Annotated in this window: 16 protein-coding genes; 5 read left to right on the top strand and 11 right to left on the bottom strand. The window is 63.4% G+C overall.

Features of this window, described 5'->3' with window-relative positions; all coding sequences use genetic code 11:
• Positions 1 to 8 precede the first annotated feature (8 nt).
• Positions 9 to 491, bottom strand: a complete 483-nt coding sequence (gene mraZ / locus GYM67_RS02955; RefSeq protein ID WP_220237057.1) for a division/cell wall cluster transcriptional repressor MraZ — start codon at positions 489 to 491, stop codon at positions 9 to 11.
• Positions 492 to 768: 277 nt separating this feature from the next.
• Between mraZ and GYM67_RS02950 the strand changes: the two genes are divergently transcribed.
• Complete coding sequence (locus GYM67_RS02950) at positions 769 to 3,003, top strand: HelD family protein (protein WP_220237056.1); 2,235 nt, start codon at positions 769 to 771, stop codon at positions 3,001 to 3,003.
• A gap of 145 nt (positions 3,004 to 3,148) precedes the next feature.
• Here the strand turns inward: GYM67_RS02950 and nrdR are convergent, their stop codons facing one another.
• Positions 3,149 to 3,631 (bottom strand): transcriptional regulator NrdR, encoded by a 483-nt coding sequence (nrdR, locus tag GYM67_RS02945; protein ID WP_220237055.1) that lies wholly within the window; start codon positions 3,629 to 3,631, stop codon positions 3,149 to 3,151.
• 157 nt (positions 3,632 to 3,788) lie between these two features.
• Entirely contained in the window at positions 3,789 to 4,070 is a 282-nt protein-coding gene (locus GYM67_RS02940) for a LysM peptidoglycan-binding domain-containing protein (protein WP_220237054.1), read from the bottom strand.
• A gap of 436 nt (positions 4,071 to 4,506) precedes the next feature.
• Between GYM67_RS02940 and lexA the strand changes: the two genes are divergently transcribed.
• Positions 4,507 to 5,157, top strand: coding sequence for a transcriptional repressor LexA (gene lexA, locus GYM67_RS02935; RefSeq protein ID WP_220237374.1), 651 nt, complete (start codon positions 4,507 to 4,509; stop codon positions 5,155 to 5,157).
• A 3-nt stretch (positions 5,158 to 5,160) separates the two neighbouring features.
• On the opposite strand, the gene GYM67_RS02930 is transcribed toward lexA, so the two are convergent.
• The 3 genes from GYM67_RS02930 to hflX all read right to left on the bottom strand — a co-directional run bounded on the left by GYM67_RS02930 (position 5,161) and on the right by hflX (position 8,688).
• On the bottom strand, positions 5,161 to 6,090 hold the full coding sequence (locus GYM67_RS02930) for a cation diffusion facilitator family transporter (protein ID WP_220237053.1): 930 nt from the start codon (positions 6,088 to 6,090) through the stop codon (positions 5,161 to 5,163).
• Between the two features lie 70 nt (positions 6,091 to 6,160).
• Positions 6,161 to 7,123, bottom strand: a complete 963-nt coding sequence (locus GYM67_RS02925) for an L-lactate dehydrogenase (protein WP_220237052.1) — start codon at positions 7,121 to 7,123, stop codon at positions 6,161 to 6,163.
• A gap of 98 nt (positions 7,124 to 7,221) precedes the next feature.
• Entirely contained in the window at positions 7,222 to 8,688 is a 1,467-nt protein-coding gene (gene hflX / locus GYM67_RS02920; RefSeq protein ID WP_258561591.1) for a GTPase HflX, read from the bottom strand.
• 222 nt (positions 8,689 to 8,910) lie between these two features.
• Between hflX and GYM67_RS02915 the strand changes: the two genes are divergently transcribed.
• From GYM67_RS02915 to GYM67_RS02905, 3 genes are read left to right on the top strand one after another with little or no spacing between them, the layout of a single operon-like run.
• Positions 8,911 to 9,573, top strand: a complete 663-nt coding sequence (locus GYM67_RS02915) for a class I SAM-dependent methyltransferase (protein WP_220237051.1) — start codon at positions 8,911 to 8,913, stop codon at positions 9,571 to 9,573.
• The gene (hrpA, locus tag GYM67_RS02910; RefSeq protein ID WP_220237050.1) at positions 9,570 to 13,637 is read left to right on the top strand and encodes an ATP-dependent RNA helicase HrpA; all 4,068 of its coding nucleotides are present in this window, start codon (positions 9,570 to 9,572) and stop codon (positions 13,635 to 13,637) included. Before GYM67_RS02915 ends, hrpA begins: the two co-directional genes overlap by 4 nt.
• The gene (locus GYM67_RS02905; protein WP_220237049.1) at positions 13,634 to 14,521 is read left to right on the top strand and encodes a hemagglutinin; all 888 of its coding nucleotides are present in this window, start codon (positions 13,634 to 13,636) and stop codon (positions 14,519 to 14,521) included. The genes hrpA and GYM67_RS02905 overlap by 4 nt, the downstream gene beginning before the upstream one ends.
• 9 nt (positions 14,522 to 14,530) lie before the next feature.
• Here GYM67_RS02905 and glnA read toward each other — a convergent pair whose 3' ends face one another.
• From glnA to hisB, 5 genes are read right to left on the bottom strand one after another with little or no spacing between them, the layout of a single operon-like run.
• Positions 14,531 to 15,868, bottom strand: coding sequence for a type I glutamate--ammonia ligase (gene glnA, locus GYM67_RS02900; RefSeq protein ID WP_220237048.1), 1,338 nt, complete (start codon positions 15,866 to 15,868; stop codon positions 14,531 to 14,533).
• A 46-nt stretch (positions 15,869 to 15,914) separates the two neighbouring features.
• Complete coding sequence (gene priA, locus GYM67_RS02895; RefSeq protein WP_220237047.1) at positions 15,915 to 16,646, bottom strand: bifunctional 1-(5-phosphoribosyl)-5-((5-phosphoribosylamino)methylideneamino)imidazole-4-carboxamide isomerase/phosphoribosylanthranilate isomerase PriA; 732 nt, start codon at positions 16,644 to 16,646, stop codon at positions 15,915 to 15,917.
• 1 nt (position 16,647) lies between these two features.
• Positions 16,648 to 17,406, bottom strand: a complete 759-nt coding sequence (hisH, locus tag GYM67_RS02890) for an imidazole glycerol phosphate synthase subunit HisH (RefSeq protein WP_220237046.1) — start codon at positions 17,404 to 17,406, stop codon at positions 16,648 to 16,650.
• Positions 17,407 to 17,451: 45 nt separating this feature from the next.
• Positions 17,452 to 18,195 carry a hypothetical protein gene (locus GYM67_RS02885; protein WP_220237045.1) on the bottom strand — a complete coding sequence of 248 codons (744 nt, stop codon included), beginning with the start codon at positions 18,193 to 18,195 and terminating at the stop codon, positions 17,452 to 17,454.
• Entirely contained in the window at positions 18,192 to 18,794 is a 603-nt protein-coding gene (gene hisB, locus GYM67_RS02880; protein WP_220237044.1) for an imidazoleglycerol-phosphate dehydratase HisB, read from the bottom strand. Before hisB ends, GYM67_RS02885 begins: the two co-directional genes overlap by 4 nt.
• Positions 18,795 to 18,815: the final 21 nt, after the last annotated feature.

Genomic DNA, 18,815 nt, shown 5'->3' with positions numbered 1-18,815 from the left:
GGCCTCCATCAGCAATCCACCGCCGGAAGAACATCGTCGGCAATGTCGGCGTAGCCCTGCTCCTTGCTCTCCAAGTAGGCAGTCCAGGAATCCTGGTCCCAGATCTCGGCACGGGTACCAACGCCGATGACCGCGACCGGGCCGGTCAACCGTGCATAAGAGCGCAGCATAGGCGGGACCAGGATGCGGCCCTGCTTGTCGGGAACCTGGTCGACGGCGCCGGACAGAAATACGCGCAGGTAGTCCCTGGCCGACTTGTCGCCCATGGAGGTGTGCTGAATGCGCACGGCCATCCTCCGAAATTCCTCAGTGGGCAGCAGACTGACGCAGCGTTCCTGGCCGCGGGCCATGACCAGGCCCTGACCCAGCTGGGCGCGGAACTTGGCAGGTAAAGCCAGGCGGCCCTTGGAATCCATCTTGGGTGTGTAGGTGCCCAAAAGCATGGGCGGCAGGGGAGGCGAAGCGGCATCAGCGTCGTGCATATTGGCCATGCCCCACCTCCAATGCCAGTCTGGTAACCGTGGGACGACCCCATCGGGTAGCGTCCCCTACGCAATGCTCCCCACTTTACCCCACTTATCCCCATTGCTCACCACCTTGACACCAATCCATGCCCAAACCCAACCATTCGCCCCGCCGAAGGGTCCGCCCCGGCGTTTCGCCACTTGGCAAAGAGGGCGCGGCCAAGGGTCCGCCGGGCTGGAAAAGTAGAGTTCGAGCGGTATATTGGATCATCCGATTTTTGAGCATTGGACAGAATGGACGCACATGTCGAGCTATTCCTCACAGCTGCATGAAGAGCAGACGGCGGTGGACAGGGCCTACAGCCGTCTGGACGAGCTGCGGGCACAGGCCAGAACCAGACTGGACGCGGTCCGGGCCGCCGGCTCCCACGGATCCCCTACCCAGCGGACCGAGCGGGATTCCTTCGCCAACATGTATGAGGATCGGCTCACCCAACTGCGGGCCGTTGAGGACCGCTTGGTCTTCGGCCGATTGGATACTGTCCAGGGCGGCCGGCGTTACATTGGACGGCTGGGCCTGCTGGACGGCAACCACGAGCCCATCCTGACCGACTGGCGGGCAGAGGCCGCACGCCCCTTCTACGAGGCGACCCCGGCGGACCACGGCGACATCGTCATGCGTCGGCACATCACCCTCAACTTCCGCCAGGTCACCGGCATCGAGGATGAGGTTCTGGACCTGTCAGCCCCTGAGGTAGACAAGGCGGCCCAAGGCGGCACTCTTGCTGGCGAAGGTGCGCTCATGGCATCCCTGTCCAGCCGCCGCACCGGGCAGATGACCGACATCGTGGCCACCATCCAGGCAGAACAGGACCGGATCATCCGCTCCCCCATGACGCGCCCGTTGGTGGTCCAGGGAGGACCAGGCACCGGCAAGACCGCCGTGGCCCTGCACCGGGCGGCCTACCTGCTCTACACCCACCGGCGCAGACTGGAGAGTTCGGGCGTGCTGATCATCGGGCCCAGCAACGCCTTTCTGCACTACATCGACCAGGTCCTGCCCTCCCTGGGCGAGACCGGAGTACTCAGCCGAACCATGGGCGACCTCATCCCCGGCATCAGCACTGAACGCCAGGAGGACCCGCACGTGGCCCGGCTCAAGGGGGACATCCGCATGGCCGAGGCCGTAGCCAACGCCGTCGCATCCCGGGAGCGAGTACCTGCCTCCCTGCCCACGGTCAAGGTGGATGGGGTGGCAGTCCCCATGCTGGCGGTCGACCTGGAACGGGCTTTGGTCGATGCCCGACGCAGCCACCAGCCCCACAACAAGGCCAGGAACACCTTCGTGCGCTCGGCCCTGAACGCCATGACCGCCCGTTACGCCGAGGGAGTGGACTATCAGCCCGGAGCCGAGGAACTTGCCCGGGTCACCTCCCTGCTCCGGCTGAACGACCAGGTGCGGCGAACCCTCAATCTGGCCTGGCTGCCTATGAACCCCCGCTGGCTGGTCAACGATCTCTGGTCCAGGCCGGACCGTCTCCGCCGGTTCGCACCATGGTTGACTCCAGAGCAGATTGACCTGCTGACCCGCCAAAACGGCGCCGAACTGACCGTATCCGACATCCCCGTCCTAGATGAGGCCATGGAGCTTCTGGGCCCCGACCCCCGCCAGGCGGATCGTGACCAGGCTGAAAAGGCCCGCCGCGACGAGGAAAACCGGTTTGCCAGCGACACCTTGGCCCAGAACGGCATCGGCACAGGCATCGTGACCTCGCAGATGCTGCTGGATTCCATCAATGGCGAGGACGAAAACCAGGCAGCCACTCAGGCGGCCGCCGACCGTGAATGGGTCTACGGGCACATCGTGGTCGACGAGGCCCAAGAGCTGACGGCCATGGACTGGAGGATGCTGGTCCGGCGTTGCCCATCCCGGTCCTTCACCATCGTTGGGGATGTGGCCCAGACGGCGGCACTTGGCGGCACCAGGTCCTGGGCCTCAACTATGGACACGCTCTTCGGCCCGGACGGATGGGACCTGCGGCAGCTGACCATCGACTATCGCAACCCTCGTCAGGTATCCAACCTGGCCTCCTCCTTCGCTGCCTCCGAAGGTCTTAAGGTTTCCACGCTCAAGGCCGTGCGCGAGGTGGAGGGATCGGTCAGCCGTCTGCGGGCTGACGATCAGGCCAGCCTGCTGGACCAGCTGCCTGACTTGGTGGGCCAATTGGCGGAACGTCATCTGGGCAAAGACGGTACCGGACGCCTGGCCATCATCGTTCCCAGCGCCCTGGAAGCCGAGGTCAGCTCACGGCTTCATATTGATGAGGCTCAGGAGCGTCAGATCACGGTCACGGCCACCGGCCACACCAAGGGTCTGGAATTCGACGCCGTGGTTCTGGTAGAGCCTGGAGCCATTCAGGATGAAGCCCCCTCCAGGCTGAGCGCGGCAGCCGACCTTTACGTGGCTATGACACGCCCGACCCAGGAGCTGGTCATCGCCCAGACATCCGAGGATCAGAGGTTGCTGGACCTGGGATGAGTTCCGTGGTGCCATGTCCATATCGTGCCTGGCGCCCCGTTCACCTCCGGCCACAGGCCAGCCCCGTCACACAGTGACGGATGCTGCAGGCCTGTGGCAGTATGGCTTCCTGCAGTCAGAATGGAATGGGCCAGCATAGCTGATTTCAGGACTGTGCAGTCCCAGACTGCTCTTCAGCTGACCGGTCTTCGGCGCGCAGGGTATCGATGGCCTGCTGGAAGTCCTCCAGGTTGCCGAAGTTGCGATAGACCGAGGCGAAGCGCAGATAGGCCACCTCGTCCAATTCCCTGAGAGGCTTCAGGATGGCTCTGCCGACCTCTTCCGAATCCACCTGAGCCAGGCCGCGTGAGCGTAGATCCTCTTCGACCTGCTGGCCCAGGAGCTTCAGGTCCTTCTCATCGATGGGCCTGCCCTGGCAGGCCTTCCTCACGCCAGAGATGACCTTGTCGCGGTTAAAGGGCTCGGCATTGCCCGAGCGTTTCATGACCAGGAGAATCGAGGTCTCCACCGTGGTGAACCGACGCGAGCATTGCGGGCACTCACGACGGCGTCTGATGGCATGGCCGTCGTCACTGATTCGCGTATCCACAACCTTGGTATCGGGATTCTGGCAGAAAGGACAATGCATATGTAATATCATAGCGCCAAAGAACCTCAAGACCCACGTGTACCAGGCCTATCAGCTTATATTCCTGGACATACTCCTTGAATTCAGCCACTACCTTCATCCATGCAGCAAGTCATTGAAGCCTCGTTGTTAATTCTCTGGATCGGAAGTGCCTGCCTCAATCGTCGCTGGGAATCAGAATTCGGTCACCAACGCGCAGGTTGGGCGAGGACATCTTGTTGATCTGCATGATATGGTCAACGTTCTTAGTGACATCCTCACCTTGCGGGGTGATGGAGGCCGCATAGGACCAAACACTATCTCCCGGACGAACTGTTCTTGTGATGACCTCCTGCGGCCCTGGAGCGGAGCTGGCCGGTCGAGCCGTCCATCCAAACCCAGCCAGGGTCAGAGCCGCGACTGCAAGAAAAACCGCGAATCTTCGCACGTTGGCACTCACAAAACCCTGCTCGGACACACAGGCTTTGGCAGCTCGGCGAAGGCGAAGCATGACGGACGAGAACAGGGGACTGGCATACGTCCGGCAGGCCGAGGGCAGGTTCAACGGCATAGATATGCGGGAACCGGCACAGGCACGAACAACCACGGCACACCTCTTTCGAACATTTGTTCTATCGAACAGATGTTCTCATTCTGACACCGCGACGGCTTTTTGGCAAGGCCGATTCGAACATTTGTTTGATTTTTCACTTCAGGCAGGATAGACTGAGTTCAGTTTCCAAGGAAAGGAGCCCATCGTGAGTACAATCCCCTTTACCGGGTCCACGGCTACGAGCTCCCTCAACCAGTCCGCTGCTGCTAACAGCGCCTGCTCTCAGGAAACCGCTGAAACTTCCGCCAGCACCGAAAACGCGAACCAGGGACCCCGGCCCAAGCTGACCGATCGCCAGGCCAGGGTGCTGGAAGCTATCAAGCGGCACCTGTCAGAGCGTGGTTTCCTGCCCTCCTACAGGGAAATCGGCAAAGACGCGGGATTGCGCAGCACTTCTTCCGTCAAGCACCAGCTTCAGGTCCTGCAGGATCTGGGCTACATTCGCCTGACTGCCAACAAGGGACGCGCTATAGAGCTGGTCCAGGACCGCCCTGAGCCGACAGCAGGAACTGCCAGGATCGTGCCTTTCCCCGACACACAGACCGACGAGGCCATCATGCAGTCGCGCGACGTGCCCCTGGTCGGCAGAATCGCCGCCGGCCAGCCCATTCTGGCCGAGCAGCATGTGGACGATGTCATGCGTCTGCCCCAACGTCTGACCGGATCCGGCGAGCTCTTCATGCTTGAGGTCCATGGGGATTCCATGGTTGACGCCGCCATCTGCGACGGGGACTTCGTGGTCGTCCGCCGCCAGCAGGAGGCCGAGAACGGAGATATCGTCGCGGCCCTGCTGGACGATGGGGCCACGGTAAAGACCTTCCGACGCGAGGAGGGCCACGTTTGGCTGATTCCCCACAACCCGGGCTACTCCCCCATTGACGGCACCCACGCCGTCATCATGGGCAAGGTGGTCACCGTTCTGCGCAAGGTCTGAAGGTTACATGTCCAAATGCTCGCCGCTGCTGTCCCGGTGGCCCTGCGGTTCTATTTGAAAGGTCGTATGCTCGACCGAGACCGGGAAATGGTCGCGCAGGCAGCGTTGCATGCTGGTCAGAATACGTTCGTTTTCGACTGCCGAGGTGCCCTGACGCACAATCACATGCGCCGTCAGCTGCGGCAGACCGGTGGAAACGCTGTTGGCATGCAGGTCATGAACCTCAAGCACGCCAGGCACGTCCTCCAGGTGCTTTCTGACCTTGGCCATGTCGAGCTCCGGCGGGGTTTCCTCAAGAAGGACAGAGACGCTGCTGGCCAGGAGCTTGATTGCGCGGGGAATCATCAGCAGAGCGATTAGGCCTCCCGCTACGGCATCGAATCCAGCCCAACCGGTGGCCATCATGACCACAGCTGATATCAGAACCGCCACCGAGCCCAATGCATCGTTGACCACTTCGAGAAAGGCGGCACGCATGTTCAGGTTGTCCTTGTGCCCGGAAGCCAGGACCAGGATGGACCCCACATTGGCAGCCAGGCCCAAAAAACCGAAAAAGAGCAGCAGCCCCTGCTGATGGACTTGGTCCCGCCCAGGCGACCAGAGCCGCAAGACAGCCTCCACAATGGCGTAGATGCCCACAGCCAAAAGGACCAGAGCACCGCCAGCCGCTGTGATGACCTCCAGACGGGACCATCCCCAGGTCCGCCGGTTTGTGGGGCGGCGCTCCATCAACACTGCAGTGACGGTGGAGGCGATCAGCACGGCCATGTCGGTCATCATGTGCCCGGCGTCGACCAGCAAGGCCAGGCTGCGGGTGACCAAGGCGCCGACGACTTCAGCCACGAAGACCGATCCCGTCAGCGCCAAGGTCGTCAGCAACTCTCGACGATGAGCGGACCCGCCGCCCTGGACAACACCTTCATGAGCGCTCATGCATACCCCGATTCATCAGACACCAAAGTATGCCACCAGGGGTCACAAGGCAAGAGTTTCCGTGAAATACTCAGAAGCCGAACTTGCTTGCCGTCTCCTTGAGGGTCTCGGCGGAACGCTTCAGAGCGGCCAGCTCGCCGTCGCTCAGTGGGGTGTTGATGTGGGTGTTGACCCCGTCTCGGTTGAGCACGCTGGGCACCGACATGCACACGTCAGAGATCCCGTGGAAATCCTCCAGCAGGGAGCTGACAGGCAGGATCCGGTCAGTGCCGTTCAGAATGGACTCGATGATGTCCACGCCGGACATGGCGATGGCGAAGTTGGTCGCCCCCTTGCCCTCGATAATCTGGTAGGCGGCGTTCTTCACCTCCTGGTGGATCTCCTCGCGCTTGGCCGCATCCAGAGGCTCATGACCGGGCAGCTCCATCCAGTCGCACATGGGAACCCCGCCAATGGTGGCCGAGCTCCAGAGCGGAACCTCGGAGTCGCCATGCTCGCCGGCGATGTAGGCATGGACGTTCTTTACGTTAACCCCGGTCTGCTGGCCGATCAGGTAGCGCAGGCGGGCGGAGTCCAGGTTGGTGCCCGAACCGAACATCTGGTTGACAGGCAGCCCGGACAGCTCCAGGGAGACCCTGGTGACGATGTCGACGGGGTTGGTGATCAGCAGGAAGATGGCGTTAGGAGCCACCTCGACCATCTGAGGGATGATGGACTTCATCATGTTGATGGTGGCACCGGCCAGGTCAAGCCGAGACTGCCCAGGCTTCTGCCTGGCTCCGGCAGTGATGACCACCATGTCGGCGTCGGCGCAGATCTGCGGATCGTCCGAGCCGTCAATGGTGACCGTGGGATAGAAGCTGGATCCGTGCTGCATGTCGCGGACCTCAGCCTCAACCCGCTGGGCGTTGATATCCTCGAGAACGATCTCTCGAGCCACGCCTCGCTGGGCTGCCGAGAAGGCCAAGGTCGACCCCACGGCTCCGGCTCCTACGATCGCTAGCTTGGTTGGCTTGATTGATGATTCCGCCATTGTTTTATGGACCTCTCTTATCGGAACCCGGGAAACGGGTTTGCCGCTGACAACATACGTAGTCTACCCAGCATAGGTGACCTGGCGTGCATCTGCCCTTAAGAGTTCAGCCCGGCCGATGGCGTGTCATCCGCCGGAACTTGCGAGGGCTTCTGGTCAATGGCTTGTTCAAGCACGGCGGCCGCCAGCCGGTCGTCCACATCAACGCTCAGCGCAACCCCGTCGGCCCGGTATTCCAATGAATCCACCCGTCCCAACTGCCGCACCTGTTCCAGCAGGGAGCCGCTGGTGTAGGGCAGGACGGCCTGGACATGCACAGCGGGAGCGGGCAGCAGCTCCTCAACCCGCCTGCGCAGAGACTCAAGACCCTGGCCCTGCTTGGCTGAGACCAGAAAGGACTTGGGTTCGAGGTTGGCAAGCCGCTGCCGGGCGTCCTGATCTATCAGATCCACTTTGTTGAAGACCAGCAGTCGGGGAATGGACTCGGCGCCGGGGATGTCTGCCAGCACGGCGTCCACAGCCCTGATTTGGCCAAAGGGGTCAGGGTGGGAGCCGTCCACCACATGGAGAATCAGGTCGGACTGCCCTACCTCCTCCAGGGTGGATTTGAAGGCCTCGACCAGCTGGGTGGGCAGGCGGCGGACGAACCCGACCGTGTCCACATAGACGTAGAGCCGGCCATCTGCCGCCTTGGTGCGTCTGACGGCCGTATCCAGGGTGGCGAAGAGGGCGTTCTCCACCAGCTCCTCGGACCCGGTCAGTCGGTTGGTCAACGAAGACTTGCCAGCGTTGGTATACCCCACCACAGCCACAGCCGGCAACTGGTAGCGCCGCCGGGAACCACGCTTGACCTGGCGCGAAGGAGCCATCTGGGCAATCTGGCGCTTCAACCGGGAAATCCGACGCCTAATGACTCTCCGGTCGGTCTCGATCTTGGTTTCGCCAGGGCCGCGGGAGCCTATGCCGCCGGCCTGCCCGGCAGCTTGACCTCCGGCCTGACGGGACAAAGAACCACCCCAGCCGCGCAGCCTAGGCAGCATGTATTCCAATTGGGCCAGCTCCACCTGGGCCTTGCCCTCTCGGCTGGTGGCATGCTGGGCAAAGATGTCCAGAATCAGGGCCGTCCTGTCGACCACCTTGACCTTAGTGACATCCTCAAGCGCTCGTCGCTGGGAGGGATGCAGGTCGTCATCGGTGATGATGGTGTCGGCTCCCAGCCGGGCCACGATGTCTGCCAGCTCCCGCGCCTTGCCCGAACCCAGGTAGGTGGCCGGATCCGGCTTGAACCGCTGCTGGAGCAATCCGTCCAGCACCTCAGCCCCGGCAGTCCGCGCCAGGGCGGCCAGCTCACGCAGGGACTCCTCGGCCTGACCGACTGTGGTCCGCACACCCGACCAGACGCCGACCAGGACCACCCGTTCCAAGCGGACCTTGCGGTATTCCACCTCGGTCACGTCCTGGAGCTCGCCCAGCCCCTCTACATGGCGGAAGGCGTTGCGCCGACTTCGCTCCTCCCACTCCTGATCCTGGTACCGTCCGACCTGCCTTTCGCTGCCGGTAAGCACCTCGGACTTGTGTGAGAGCGGGTCCTGGTGGGCATCAAAGACCGCTGAGTCGTGCTCTTGGGTCGGTTTTTCGTGGGTCAAAGGCACCTCTGCACTGATCTATGGACGAGTAAACGAATCCGGTATAGGCGGAATCATGGCACAGTCTTTATTATCATCTTCTTAGCAGACATCAGCGGGTGCCCGAGGGACATGCAGACTTCAAAGACGGACAGGATGGACATGACGCAGAGAGACCATGGCAGCAGCCGGGGGCAATCCTCCAGGACCGGGACAGCAGGAAGCGAGCAGTACTTCGTAGCCCGTCCGGCCTCCCCCGACCAGCGGCGGACCATCCAGGTGGAGCTGGCCGGCCGCACCTGCCAGATGGAGGTCTCCCACGGGGTCTTCTCATCGGGCAGACTTGACCTGGGCACCTCAGTCCTGCTCAAACGCGTCCCCCAGCCCCCTGCCGAGGGCGACTTTCTGGACCTGGGCTGCGGCTGGGGGCCCATCGCCTTGAGCATGGCCATCCAGTCGCCCAAGGCCAACGTCTACGCCGTGGATACCAACCTGAGGGCCCTGGATCTGACTGCCCGCAACGCCCGATCCCAGGGCCTTGACAGGGTGCGCACCCTGGCCCCGGAGCAGGTGCTGGACGATCTGCGCTTCGACCTTATATGGTCCAATCCGCCCATCCGAGTGGGCAAGGCGGCCCTGCACGAGCTGCTGATGACCTACCTGCCCAGGCTGAAGCCCCAAGGCCAGGCCTACCTGGTGGTCCAGCGCAACCTGGGAGCCGACTCCCTGATTCCCTGGCTGGCTGACGCCCTGGGTCCCGGATGGAGGGCGGAGAAGTACGCCTCGGCCAAGGGCTACCGGATCATCAAGGTGGGCCGGGCATGAGGTTCGAGTATCCCGCCGAGCTGCCCATCAGCGCAGCCAAGGAGGACATCGTCCATGCCGTACAGTCCTCCCAGGTGGTCATTGTCTCGGGCCAGACCGGCTCAGGCAAGACCACTCAGATCCCCAAGATCCTCTTGGAGATGGGGCGCGGCGACCACGGCCGCCAGATTGTGCACACCCAGCCCAGGAGGATCGCCGCCAGAACCGTGGCCGAGCGAATCGCCTCGGAGACGGGCACTAGCCTGGGTGACCAGATCGGCTACCAGGTGCGCTTCACCGATAAGTCCAGCCGAAGCACCCGTCTGCGAGTGGTCACCGACGGCATACTCCTGGCGCAGATCCAGGGGGATCCTCAGCTACGGGCCTACGACACCATCATCATCGACGAGGCCCATGAGCGCAGCCTGAATATCGACTTTCTGCTGGGGTATCTGACCGCCCTGCTGCCTAAACGGCCTGATCTGAAGCTAATTATCACCTCGGCCACCATCGATTCGGTCAAGTTCCGGGACCACTTCGCCAAGGCCCTACACACCCAGGTGCCTGTGCTGGAGGTCTCCGGCCGCACATACCCGGTCCAGACCCTCTACGAGCCTGCAGGATCGGCGCCGTCCCTGATGCGGCATGTACCCGGGTTCGACTCCGGTGGGGAGGGACAGGACAGGGAGGAGCCGGACATCCCCAAGGCGGTGGCCCGGGCCTGCGCCGAGCTGGTCATCCACTCCACCCACGTGGACGGTCCCAGAGACATCCTGGTCTTCGCCGCCGGCGAACGTGACATCCGCGAGTATGAGACCGCCCTGCGACGGCACTTCGGCCCGCGGACCTCCGACATGCGCCGCCCGGACGCTTTGGAAATCATTCCCCTCTTCGCGCGCCTGTCCGCCAAGGAGCAGCACCGGGTATTTGAACGCCACGGCCATCAGCGCATCGTCATCGCCACCAACGTGGCCGAAACCTCCCTGACAGTGCCGGGCATCCGATACGTGGTGGACCCGGGATTGGCTAGAATCAGCCGCTATTCCAAGTCGGCCAAGGTCCAGCGGCTGCCCATCGAGCCCATCTCCCAGGCCTCAGCCGATCAACGTGCAGGCCGTTGCGGACGCGTGGCAGACGGCATCGCCATCCGCCTGTATGCCAAGGCCGACTATGACACCCGTCCCAAGTTCACTGACCCGGAGATCCTGCGCACCTCCCTGGGTTCGGTCATCCTGCATATGCTCTCGGTGGGCGTGGCCCATACGGCCGAGGACGTCACCGACTTCGGTTTCATCGATCCACCCGACACCCGTGCGGTCAGCGACGGTCTGCGGGAGCTGACCGAGCTGCAGGCCATCTCCCGCCAGCAAGGCCTCATCCGGCTGACCAATCTGGGACGACGGCTGGCCAGGATCCCCATTGACATCCGTCTGGGCAGAATGATCCTGCAGGCCGGCCAAGATGCCACCCCGGACACCCTGGCCGCCGTTCTGGTCGTCGTAGCATTCCTTTCTCTTCAGGACCCTCGCGAGCGCCCTGAAGAGAAGCGCGAGGAGGCCGACCGGATCCACGCCCGCTATGAGGACTCCTCCAGCGACTTCCTGACGGCCCTGAATATCTGGAACCGTTTCTTCCCGCAGGGCAAGGAACCATCCAACGGGGCCCTGCGCAAGGCCTGCAAGCAGGAGTACATGGCTTTCCTGCGCATGCGGCAGTGGCATGACCTTTACCGGCAGCTGGCCCAGATGTGTCGGGGCCTGCACATGAAGGTAGGCTCGCCCGTCCCCGTCAAGGGACCGGATCAGGCTCTGCTGGCCCTGCCTATTGGGCAGCAGGCGGCCCATGCCCTGGTCTGTTCCTGGGATGATCAAGGGATCCACCGGTCCATGCTTGCCGGCCTGCTCTCCAGCATGGGCATGCAGGTGATTCACGAACCCAAGGCCTCCGATTTCGCCGGTCTGCGTGGTGCGGCCCGGGCCAAGGCCATGAAGCGAGCGCGCCGGCAGTCCAAGAACGACTATCAGGGAGCACGCGGCACGCATTTTGCTATCTTCCCTGGCTCCGCCCTGGCCAAGGACAATCCGCCCTGGATCATGGCCGCCGAGCTGGTGGAGACCTCCCGGCTCTGGGCGCGCTGCTGCGCGGCCATCGATCCGGCCTGGGCAGAGCCCCTGGCCAAGTCCCTGACCAGGACCACCTACGCCGAGCCCCATTGGTCGGCCTCCCGTGGTGCTGCGGTGGCAACATCCAAGGTCCTGCTCTACGGTCTGCCCATCATTCGCGATAGGACCATCCAATGGGCCCGTATCAACCCCGGCCAGGCCCGGGACATGTTGATAAGCCAGGGTCTGGTCCAGGGCGACGTGCGCGAGCGCTTCTCTCATGACGACTTCATCAAGGCCAACCGGCAGGTGCTCAGCGAGGCCGGCGAAAGAACCAGTCGGACTCGCCGGGTGACCGGCACCGTTACCGAGGAGGACCTCTACGACTTCTATCAGAAGCGCATTCCCCAGGAGGCCACCTCCCTTGCCGCACTGGGCGCCTGGTGGCGGAAGCACCACGATGCGGACTCCCACCTCCTGGACTTCGACCCAGATAAGGTGGAGCGCCTGAACGATCAGTCCGCCTCCTACCGACCCGGGGACTACCCCGACCACTGGCACACCCTGGGCACCGACGGCCGGCCCATGGACCTGCCTCTGACCTACCGCTACCAGCCGAGAGAAGCCGACGACGGCATCACGGTCCACATTCCCTTACACTGTCTGAACCAGCTGACGCCCGGGCAGTTCAGCTGGACCGTGCCCGGCCTCCTGGACGACCTGATCACAGCCACCATCAAGTCCCTGCCCAAGGCCCTGCGGGTCCAATTCGTCCCCGCCCCTGACGCCGCCCGAACCATCCGTGCCTGGATCGACGGCCACTATCCCCTGCTGCCCGGCGCCGATCCTGCAACGGCAGAGCAGGCCACCTACGGGTCAGCGGACCAGTCTGCGAACGAAAATGAAAACGTCACTAGAGCCATTCCCGCTGGGGGCTGGCCGGACTTCGAGCAGGCCTTCACCGCCGCAGCCATAGACACAATCGGAGCCCAGCTGCACCCGGAGGTCTTCACCCAGGCCAGGCTGGAACGGCTGCCTGACTACCTGCGGCCCACATTCCAGGTGGAGGAGGATCGGCGCCACGGCCATTCCAAGGTCCTGGGCCGGTCCAAGTCCCTGACCGACCTGCAGCGCGACCTGGCCGGACAGGCCCGACAGTCGGCCCGGTCCCGAGTGGACTCCCAGGCCAGCAAGGCCGCCCGACAGGGCCAGGTAGTCAAAAGCGCCAACCTGCTCCACCAGTCCGGTGCCACCACTAAACCGCGCGAGGAACTGATATGGCAGGCCGCCCTGGACAAGCTCCACCTGCCTGCCCAGAGAATCTCCTCGCGCTGGCTGAGCCGGGAGGCCCTCATGTTGGCCTCGGCCCCCTACCCGAACACCTCCACCCTGGCCGAGGACCTGCAGATGGCCGCTGTCAAGCGCCTGATCCCCCACACCGAAGTCGTCACCGACGACCAAACCCTGCAGGAGGCTGTAGCCGGCGTCAGCCAGGTCTACGAGGACACTGTCTATCAGGTGGCTAAGGATGTGGTCGCCATTCTGGAGACTTCGGCCCAAGTGGAGAAGGCCGTGTCTGGTCCGGCCGATCTTCCCCTGCTCTCGGTCCTGCAGTGGATACGCCAGCACGCCGGCGGACTGGTAGCCAAGGGCTTCATCGGGGCCGATCCGCCCTATGCCCTTCCTCGTCTGCGCACATATCTGAAGGCCGACCTGATGCGGCTGGACAAGGCCCGCAGGGACAAGGATCGTGACGTACGATGGGCATGGCAGGCGCAGACCGCCCAGGATCTGGTGGACCAGGCGGCCAAGGCGGCCCAGGCTCTGCCCGCCGGTCCCGGACGAGACCAGGCCATGGACCGTGCGCGAAGGGGACGTTGGATGATGGAGGAGTACTTTGTCTCCATCTGGGCCCAGGAGCTGGGGACGGCCATCCCTGTCAGCCTGCAGCGGATCAGGAAGGCGCTGGAAGGAAAACCATGAGCACAAGGCCATCGGGACGAAGACGCAGGGGCGGCACCAAACGCGGACGGATGACCCTCCGCCGCGCGCAGACCCTGGGGGCAGCCCTGATGGCCATAGTCCTGGTGGCCGCCCTGTGCATCCTGGCCGCCCGCTTCGTCTCCTACCGGCTGATGGTCGGCCGCGTCATCCGCCACCAGGAGCAGCTCTCCCAGGAGTACGTCTTCAATCCAGGCAGGATCATCACCGATCACCGCTTTCATGACACGGTGGACATGAACGCCGACGATGTTCAGGCCTTCCTGGACCAGAAGGGGGGATCCTGCAACGGATCCACCTGCCTGCGCAGTCTGCAGATGGACGCTCCCGACCGCCCCAGTGACGGTCTATGCGACGCCTACAAGGGCGGCAAGGGGCAGAGCGCGGCTCAAATCATCGACGGGGCCGCCCGTTCCTGTGGCATCAGCCAGAAAGTCCTCCTGACCATGCTGCAAAAGGAGCAGCATCTGGTGGCCGCCGACCAGCCCCCCACTCAGGTCCAGCTCCAGTCGGCCATGGGCCTTTCCTGCCCTGACGATGCAGACTGCGACGCCCGCTATGCGGGATTTTTCAACCAGGTCTACGGGGCCGCCCACCGATTCCGCTACTATCAGGCCCACCGCGACCAATACACTTACCGGACCAAGGCCCTGAACGATGTGCGCTTCAGCCCCGATGCCTCCTGTGGCAGCGGCAAGGTCTACATCGAGAACGATGCCACTGCCCTGCTCTACATCTATACGCCTTACCAGCCCAACGAGGCAGCGCTTCGGGCAGGTGACAGCGAAGGCAACAGCTGCTCAAGCTATGGCAATCGCAACTTCGTCATCATCTACGACGGCTGGTTCGGCCGATCGGACCAGTAAGCCCCGGTTTCAAAGCTTGGGCAGGTAGTAGGCCAGCTCATAGGGGGTGACCTGCCGGCTGTATCCGGCCCACTCCCGGTGCTTGTTGCGCAGGAAGTACTCGAAGGTCTGCTCACCCAGCACCTGCGCCACGAAGTCCGACTTCTCCATGACCCTGAGCGCCGCGTCCAGGCTGTCAGGCAGGGGCTCGATGCCCATGGCCTGCCGCTCGGCGTCGGTCAGCTCCCAGACGTCATCGCTGGTGGGCTCGCCCAGGGTCATCTTCTGCTCGATCCCGTCCAGGCCGGCAGCCAGCAGCACCGAGTAGGCCAGGTAGGGGTTGGCCCCCGGATCCAGCCCGCGGAACTCCATCCTGGCCGAGTTGCCCTTGCCGGGCTTGTACTGGGGTATGCGCAGGAGGGCGGACCGGTTGTTGTGCCCCCAGCAGACGTAGCTGGGCGCCTCGGCCCCGCCCCAGAGCCGCTTGTAGGAGTTGACGTACTGGTCGGTCACTGCGCAGATCTCGGCCGCATGGGCCAGAATGCCGGCTGCGAACTGCCGGGCCGTCTGGGACATGTTGAACTCCTGGCCCACCTCGTAGAAGGCGTTGGTGTCCCCCTCGAACAGGCTCAGATGGGTATGCATGCCCGATCCCGGCTGGTCAGTGAAAGGCTTGGGCATGAAGCTGGCGTAAATCCCCCGCTCCAGGGAAATCTCCTTGACAACGGTCCGGAAGGTCATGATGTTGTCGGAGGTGGTCAGGGCATCGGCATAGCGCAGGTCGATCTCGTTCTGCCCCGGTCCGGCCTCATGGTGGGAGTACTCCACCGAGATGCCCATCTGCTCCAGCATGTTGACGCAGGCCCGGCGAAAGTCCATCCCCGGACTGCGGGGCACATGGTCGAAGTAGCCACCCTCGTCGATAGGTGTCGGGGTCTGGGACCAGTCGTCCTGGTTCTCAAACAGGTAGAATTCGATCTCCGGATGGGTGTAGAAGATGAAGCCCTTCTCCTTGGCCCTGGCCAGGGCCCGCTTGAGCACATGCCGGGGATCCCCGCTGCTGGGCTCGCCGTCCGGGGTGAGCACGTCGCAGAAGATCCGCGCCGTGCCCTGCGGCCCTCCCCTCCAGGGAAGTATCTGGAAGGTGGACGGGTCGGGCTTGACGATCATATCGTCCTCGGAGACCCTGGTCATGCCCTCGATGGCCGAGCCGTCGAAGCCCAGCCCCTCCTCGAAGGCCACCTCCAGCTCGGTGGGCGCAATGGCCACCGACTTCAGCGTTCCCAAAACGTCCGTGAACCAGAGACGAATGAACCGGACATCGCGCTCCTCGACAGTGCGCAGCGCGAACTCCTCTTGCTTATCCATAGCGCCTATGCTCCCTTTCCTATATTTCGCAGATTTGCTTATAGCGTTAACAATGCCCCGAGACCAGATCTACTGCCTGCTCCAGGGTGAAGGCCCCTTCATAGAGGGACTTGCCCAGGATGGCGCTGTCCACGCCCTGATCGGCCAAGTCCAGGATATGGCTCAGGTCACCCAGACTGGATATGCCCCCAGAAGCGGTCACCTTGGCCGGGGTCCGACCAGCCACATGACCCAGCAGATCCAGGTTGGGGCCGGTCATCATCCCGTCGCGGGTCACGTCGGTGACCACGTACCGGGTGCACCCGTCCCGGTCCAATCGTTCCATGGCTTTGAAAAGGTCCCCGCCCTGTCTGGTCCAGCCCCGGGCGGCCAGGGTGTGTCCGCGCACGTCCAGACCCACGCAGACCCTCCGTCCGTAGCGAGCCAGAACCTGGCTGGTCCACTCCGGGTCCTCCAGGGCCGCCGTGCCGATGTTGACCCGGGCGGCGCCTGCATCCAGGGCGGCCTCCAGGCTGGCGTCGTCGCGGATGCCGCCGCTGAGCTCCACTTTGACGCAATCCCCCAGCTCGTTGACCAAGGCGGCCAGCTTGTCGCGGTTGTCGCCCGTGCCGAATGCCGCATCCAGATCGACCAGATGGAGCCATTCGGCCCCCTGGTCTACCCAGGCCTTGGCTGCATCGGCAGGCTCCCCGTAGACCTTCTCGGAACCGGAGACCCCTTGCTTGAGGCGGACCGCCTTTCCGTCGCGGACATCGACAGCAGGTAGAAGCGTCAGCATCTCACTCACCTTTCTCGGAGGGGAGATCGGAAGCCCCGGGAAGGGTCCGCACCCAATTGGTCAGCAAACGTGCCCCGGCCTGGCCAGACTTTTCAGGATGAAACTGGGTGGCGCTCAAGGGGCCGCATTCATAGGCGGCCACGAACCTGCTGCGTCCGTAGGTGGCCCAGGTAACCAGCGGTTCGCCAAAAGATGCACCCTGTGTGGTCTTGTCGGACTCTGGCTGGCTGTCGTTATGCTCATTCAATGCTGCTGCCCGCAGGGACAGATCGGGCTGTGCCCAGCCGGTCAGGTCACCGCCCTGCACTGCCATGGCCGCATAGGAGTGGACAAAGTAGAAGCGCTGGTCCTGGACCCCTGCCAAAAGCCGCGTTCCCTGGGGCGCCTGGACATGGTCCCAGCCCATATGGGGCACCACATCGGCATCCAGCTTGGTCACCCGACCGGGGATCAGGCCCAGACCAGGCTCGCTGCGGCCGTCCTCGTCCCCGAACTGGAACATGATCTGGAGGCCTATACAGACCCCCAGGACCGGCAGCCCCTGGGCCAGGCGATCCAGGATGATCCGGTCGCCGCCGACGGCACGCAACCCCGCCATGCAGGCCCCATAGGCCCCCACTCCGGGAATGACCATACCGTCGGCCTTCATGGCCAGGTCCGGGTCGGCGCTGATCTGCGCATCGACCCCAAGCTGGGAGAGGGCATGCACCATGGATCTGACATTGCCGAACCCATAGTCAAGCACCTGTATCCTGGTCATGTTCCTCCTAGCCAAGCCTCTTGCCTGAACCTCTACCCGACTTGATTATTCGACGCGGCCCTGGCGAGTCGATCCGCCCGCCCCGAATCTGGTGTGCGAGGCGATGATGCCCATGGCCTTCTCGCGGTTGTACTCCCCTGAGTCGAAGACGGCGGCCCCATCCTGGCGCAGCCTGTCCACTGTAGTGGTCCCGATCATCAGGTCCTCCACGAAGTCGGCTGTAGCGGCAAAGAGGATGGGCGGCGCAAGCGTCTGCCCCGACTGCCCGCTGATCCAGAGGGTCACTTCGAGCTTGTCGGCACGGTTGACCGCCAGGATGGCGCTGAGCCCGGATACGACCGTGGTCAAATCGCGGATGGCTGCCTCGGGTCCGTCCCCATCCAGGTTTCTCAGGACGGCCACGGCACCCTCACGGGCCTGGATGCACCAGGCCGAAATATCGGAAATCTGGCAGAAGGCCGCCAGAAGCTCTGCCGAAGCCAGACGGGTCACCATGACGGCGGCCTTGGCCCGGTTGCCGATCAGGCCTTCAAGCTCCTGATCGAAGTCAGCCGCAACACCATCAGCCCCGTCGGGTTTCACCGACGATTGGTCAGCGGGCTTGGAATCCAGCCCAGCCTGGTCATCCACGCTCGAATCAAAGTGTTCAGCTGGCTGATCCGCTTGGTTCTGACCCTCATTGAATTCGGCCTCAAAGCTGGCCAGGGCCCGCTCGACCTCCTCCTCGCTCAGATGATTGCCGGAATCCGGCAGATCCTGATCCTTGTTGTCGTGTTCATCGGCGCTCATAGCGACCCCTTGGTGCTGGGGATGCCCTTCACCCTGGGATCAGGCTCCACAGCAAAGCGCAGAGCCCTGGCCAGGGCCTTGAACTCAGCCTCGGCAATGTGGTGCGGATCCCTGCCCGACAAGACGGTCAGGTGCAGGCAGATGCCGGCATGCAGGGCAATGGACTCCATGACGTGCCTTACAAGGGAGCCGGTGAAGTGCCCGCCGATCAGGGCGTACTCGAACCCTTCGGGTTCGCCGGTGCAGACCGCATAGGGCCTGCCGGAAATATCGACCACGGCTCGGGCCAGGGCCTCGTCCAGGGGAACGGTGGCGTCGGCGAAGCGCCTGATGCCCCGCTTGTCCCCCAAGGCCTGGGCCAGGGCTTCGCCAAAGACGATGGCCACGTCCTCGACGGTGTGGTGGACATCGATCCGTGTGTCCCCGCTGGCCTTGATGGTCAGGTCGATCAGGGAATGCCTGCCCAGGGCCGTCATCATATGGTCATAGAAGGGAACTGAGGTGTCGATGTCGGTCACTCCGGTGCCATCCAGGTCCAGACTCAGGCTCACCTTGGATTCACTGGTCTGGCGGGTGATGGTGGCTGTTCTGCCTGCCATTGCTGCTCCTCCGCTTTCTTG

The organism is Bifidobacterium asteroides, from assembly GCF_019469425.1.
Taxonomy (GTDB): domain Bacteria; phylum Actinomycetota; class Actinomycetes; order Actinomycetales; family Bifidobacteriaceae; genus Bombiscardovia; species Bombiscardovia asteroides_I.
The sequence above is the reverse complement of the archived record's forward strand: the minus strand, read 5'-3'. Positions and strand labels throughout refer to the sequence as shown.

Excerpts from the sequence above, each read along its gene's own strand:
- glnA (WP_220237048.1), bottom strand. The coding sequence starts at position 15,868 with ATGGATAAGCAAGAGGAGTTCGCGCTGCGCACTGTCGAGGAGCGCGAT.
- mraZ (WP_220237057.1), bottom strand. The coding sequence starts at position 491 with ATGGCCAATATGCACGACGCTGATGCCGCTTCGCCTCCCCTGCCGCCC.
- nrdR (WP_220237055.1), bottom strand. The coding sequence starts at position 3,631 with ATGCATTGTCCTTTCTGCCAGAATCCCGATACCAAGGTTGTGGATACG.
- GYM67_RS02915 (WP_220237051.1), top strand. The coding sequence starts at position 8,911 with ATGACGCAGAGAGACCATGGCAGCAGCCGGGGGCAATCCTCCAGGACC.
- GYM67_RS02930 (WP_220237053.1), bottom strand. The coding sequence starts at position 6,090 with ATGAGCGCTCATGAAGGTGTTGTCCAGGGCGGCGGGTCCGCTCATCGT.
- hisB (WP_220237044.1), bottom strand. The coding sequence starts at position 18,794 with ATGGCAGGCAGAACAGCCACCATCACCCGCCAGACCAGTGAATCCAAG.
- priA (WP_220237047.1), bottom strand. The coding sequence starts at position 16,646 with ATGCTGACGCTTCTACCTGCTGTCGATGTCCGCGACGGAAAGGCGGTC.
- hisH (WP_220237046.1), bottom strand. The coding sequence starts at position 17,406 with ATGACCAGGATACAGGTGCTTGACTATGGGTTCGGCAATGTCAGATCC.
- GYM67_RS02885 (WP_220237045.1), bottom strand. The coding sequence starts at position 18,195 with ATGAGCGCCGATGAACACGACAACAAGGATCAGGATCTGCCGGATTCC.
- GYM67_RS02950 (WP_220237056.1), top strand. The coding sequence starts at position 769 with ATGTCGAGCTATTCCTCACAGCTGCATGAAGAGCAGACGGCGGTGGAC.
- GYM67_RS02905 (WP_220237049.1), top strand. The coding sequence starts at position 13,634 with ATGAGCACAAGGCCATCGGGACGAAGACGCAGGGGCGGCACCAAACGC.
- GYM67_RS02925 (WP_220237052.1), bottom strand. The coding sequence starts at position 7,123 with ATGGCGGAATCATCAATCAAGCCAACCAAGCTAGCGATCGTAGGAGCC.
- hrpA (WP_220237050.1), top strand. The coding sequence starts at position 9,570 with ATGAGGTTCGAGTATCCCGCCGAGCTGCCCATCAGCGCAGCCAAGGAG.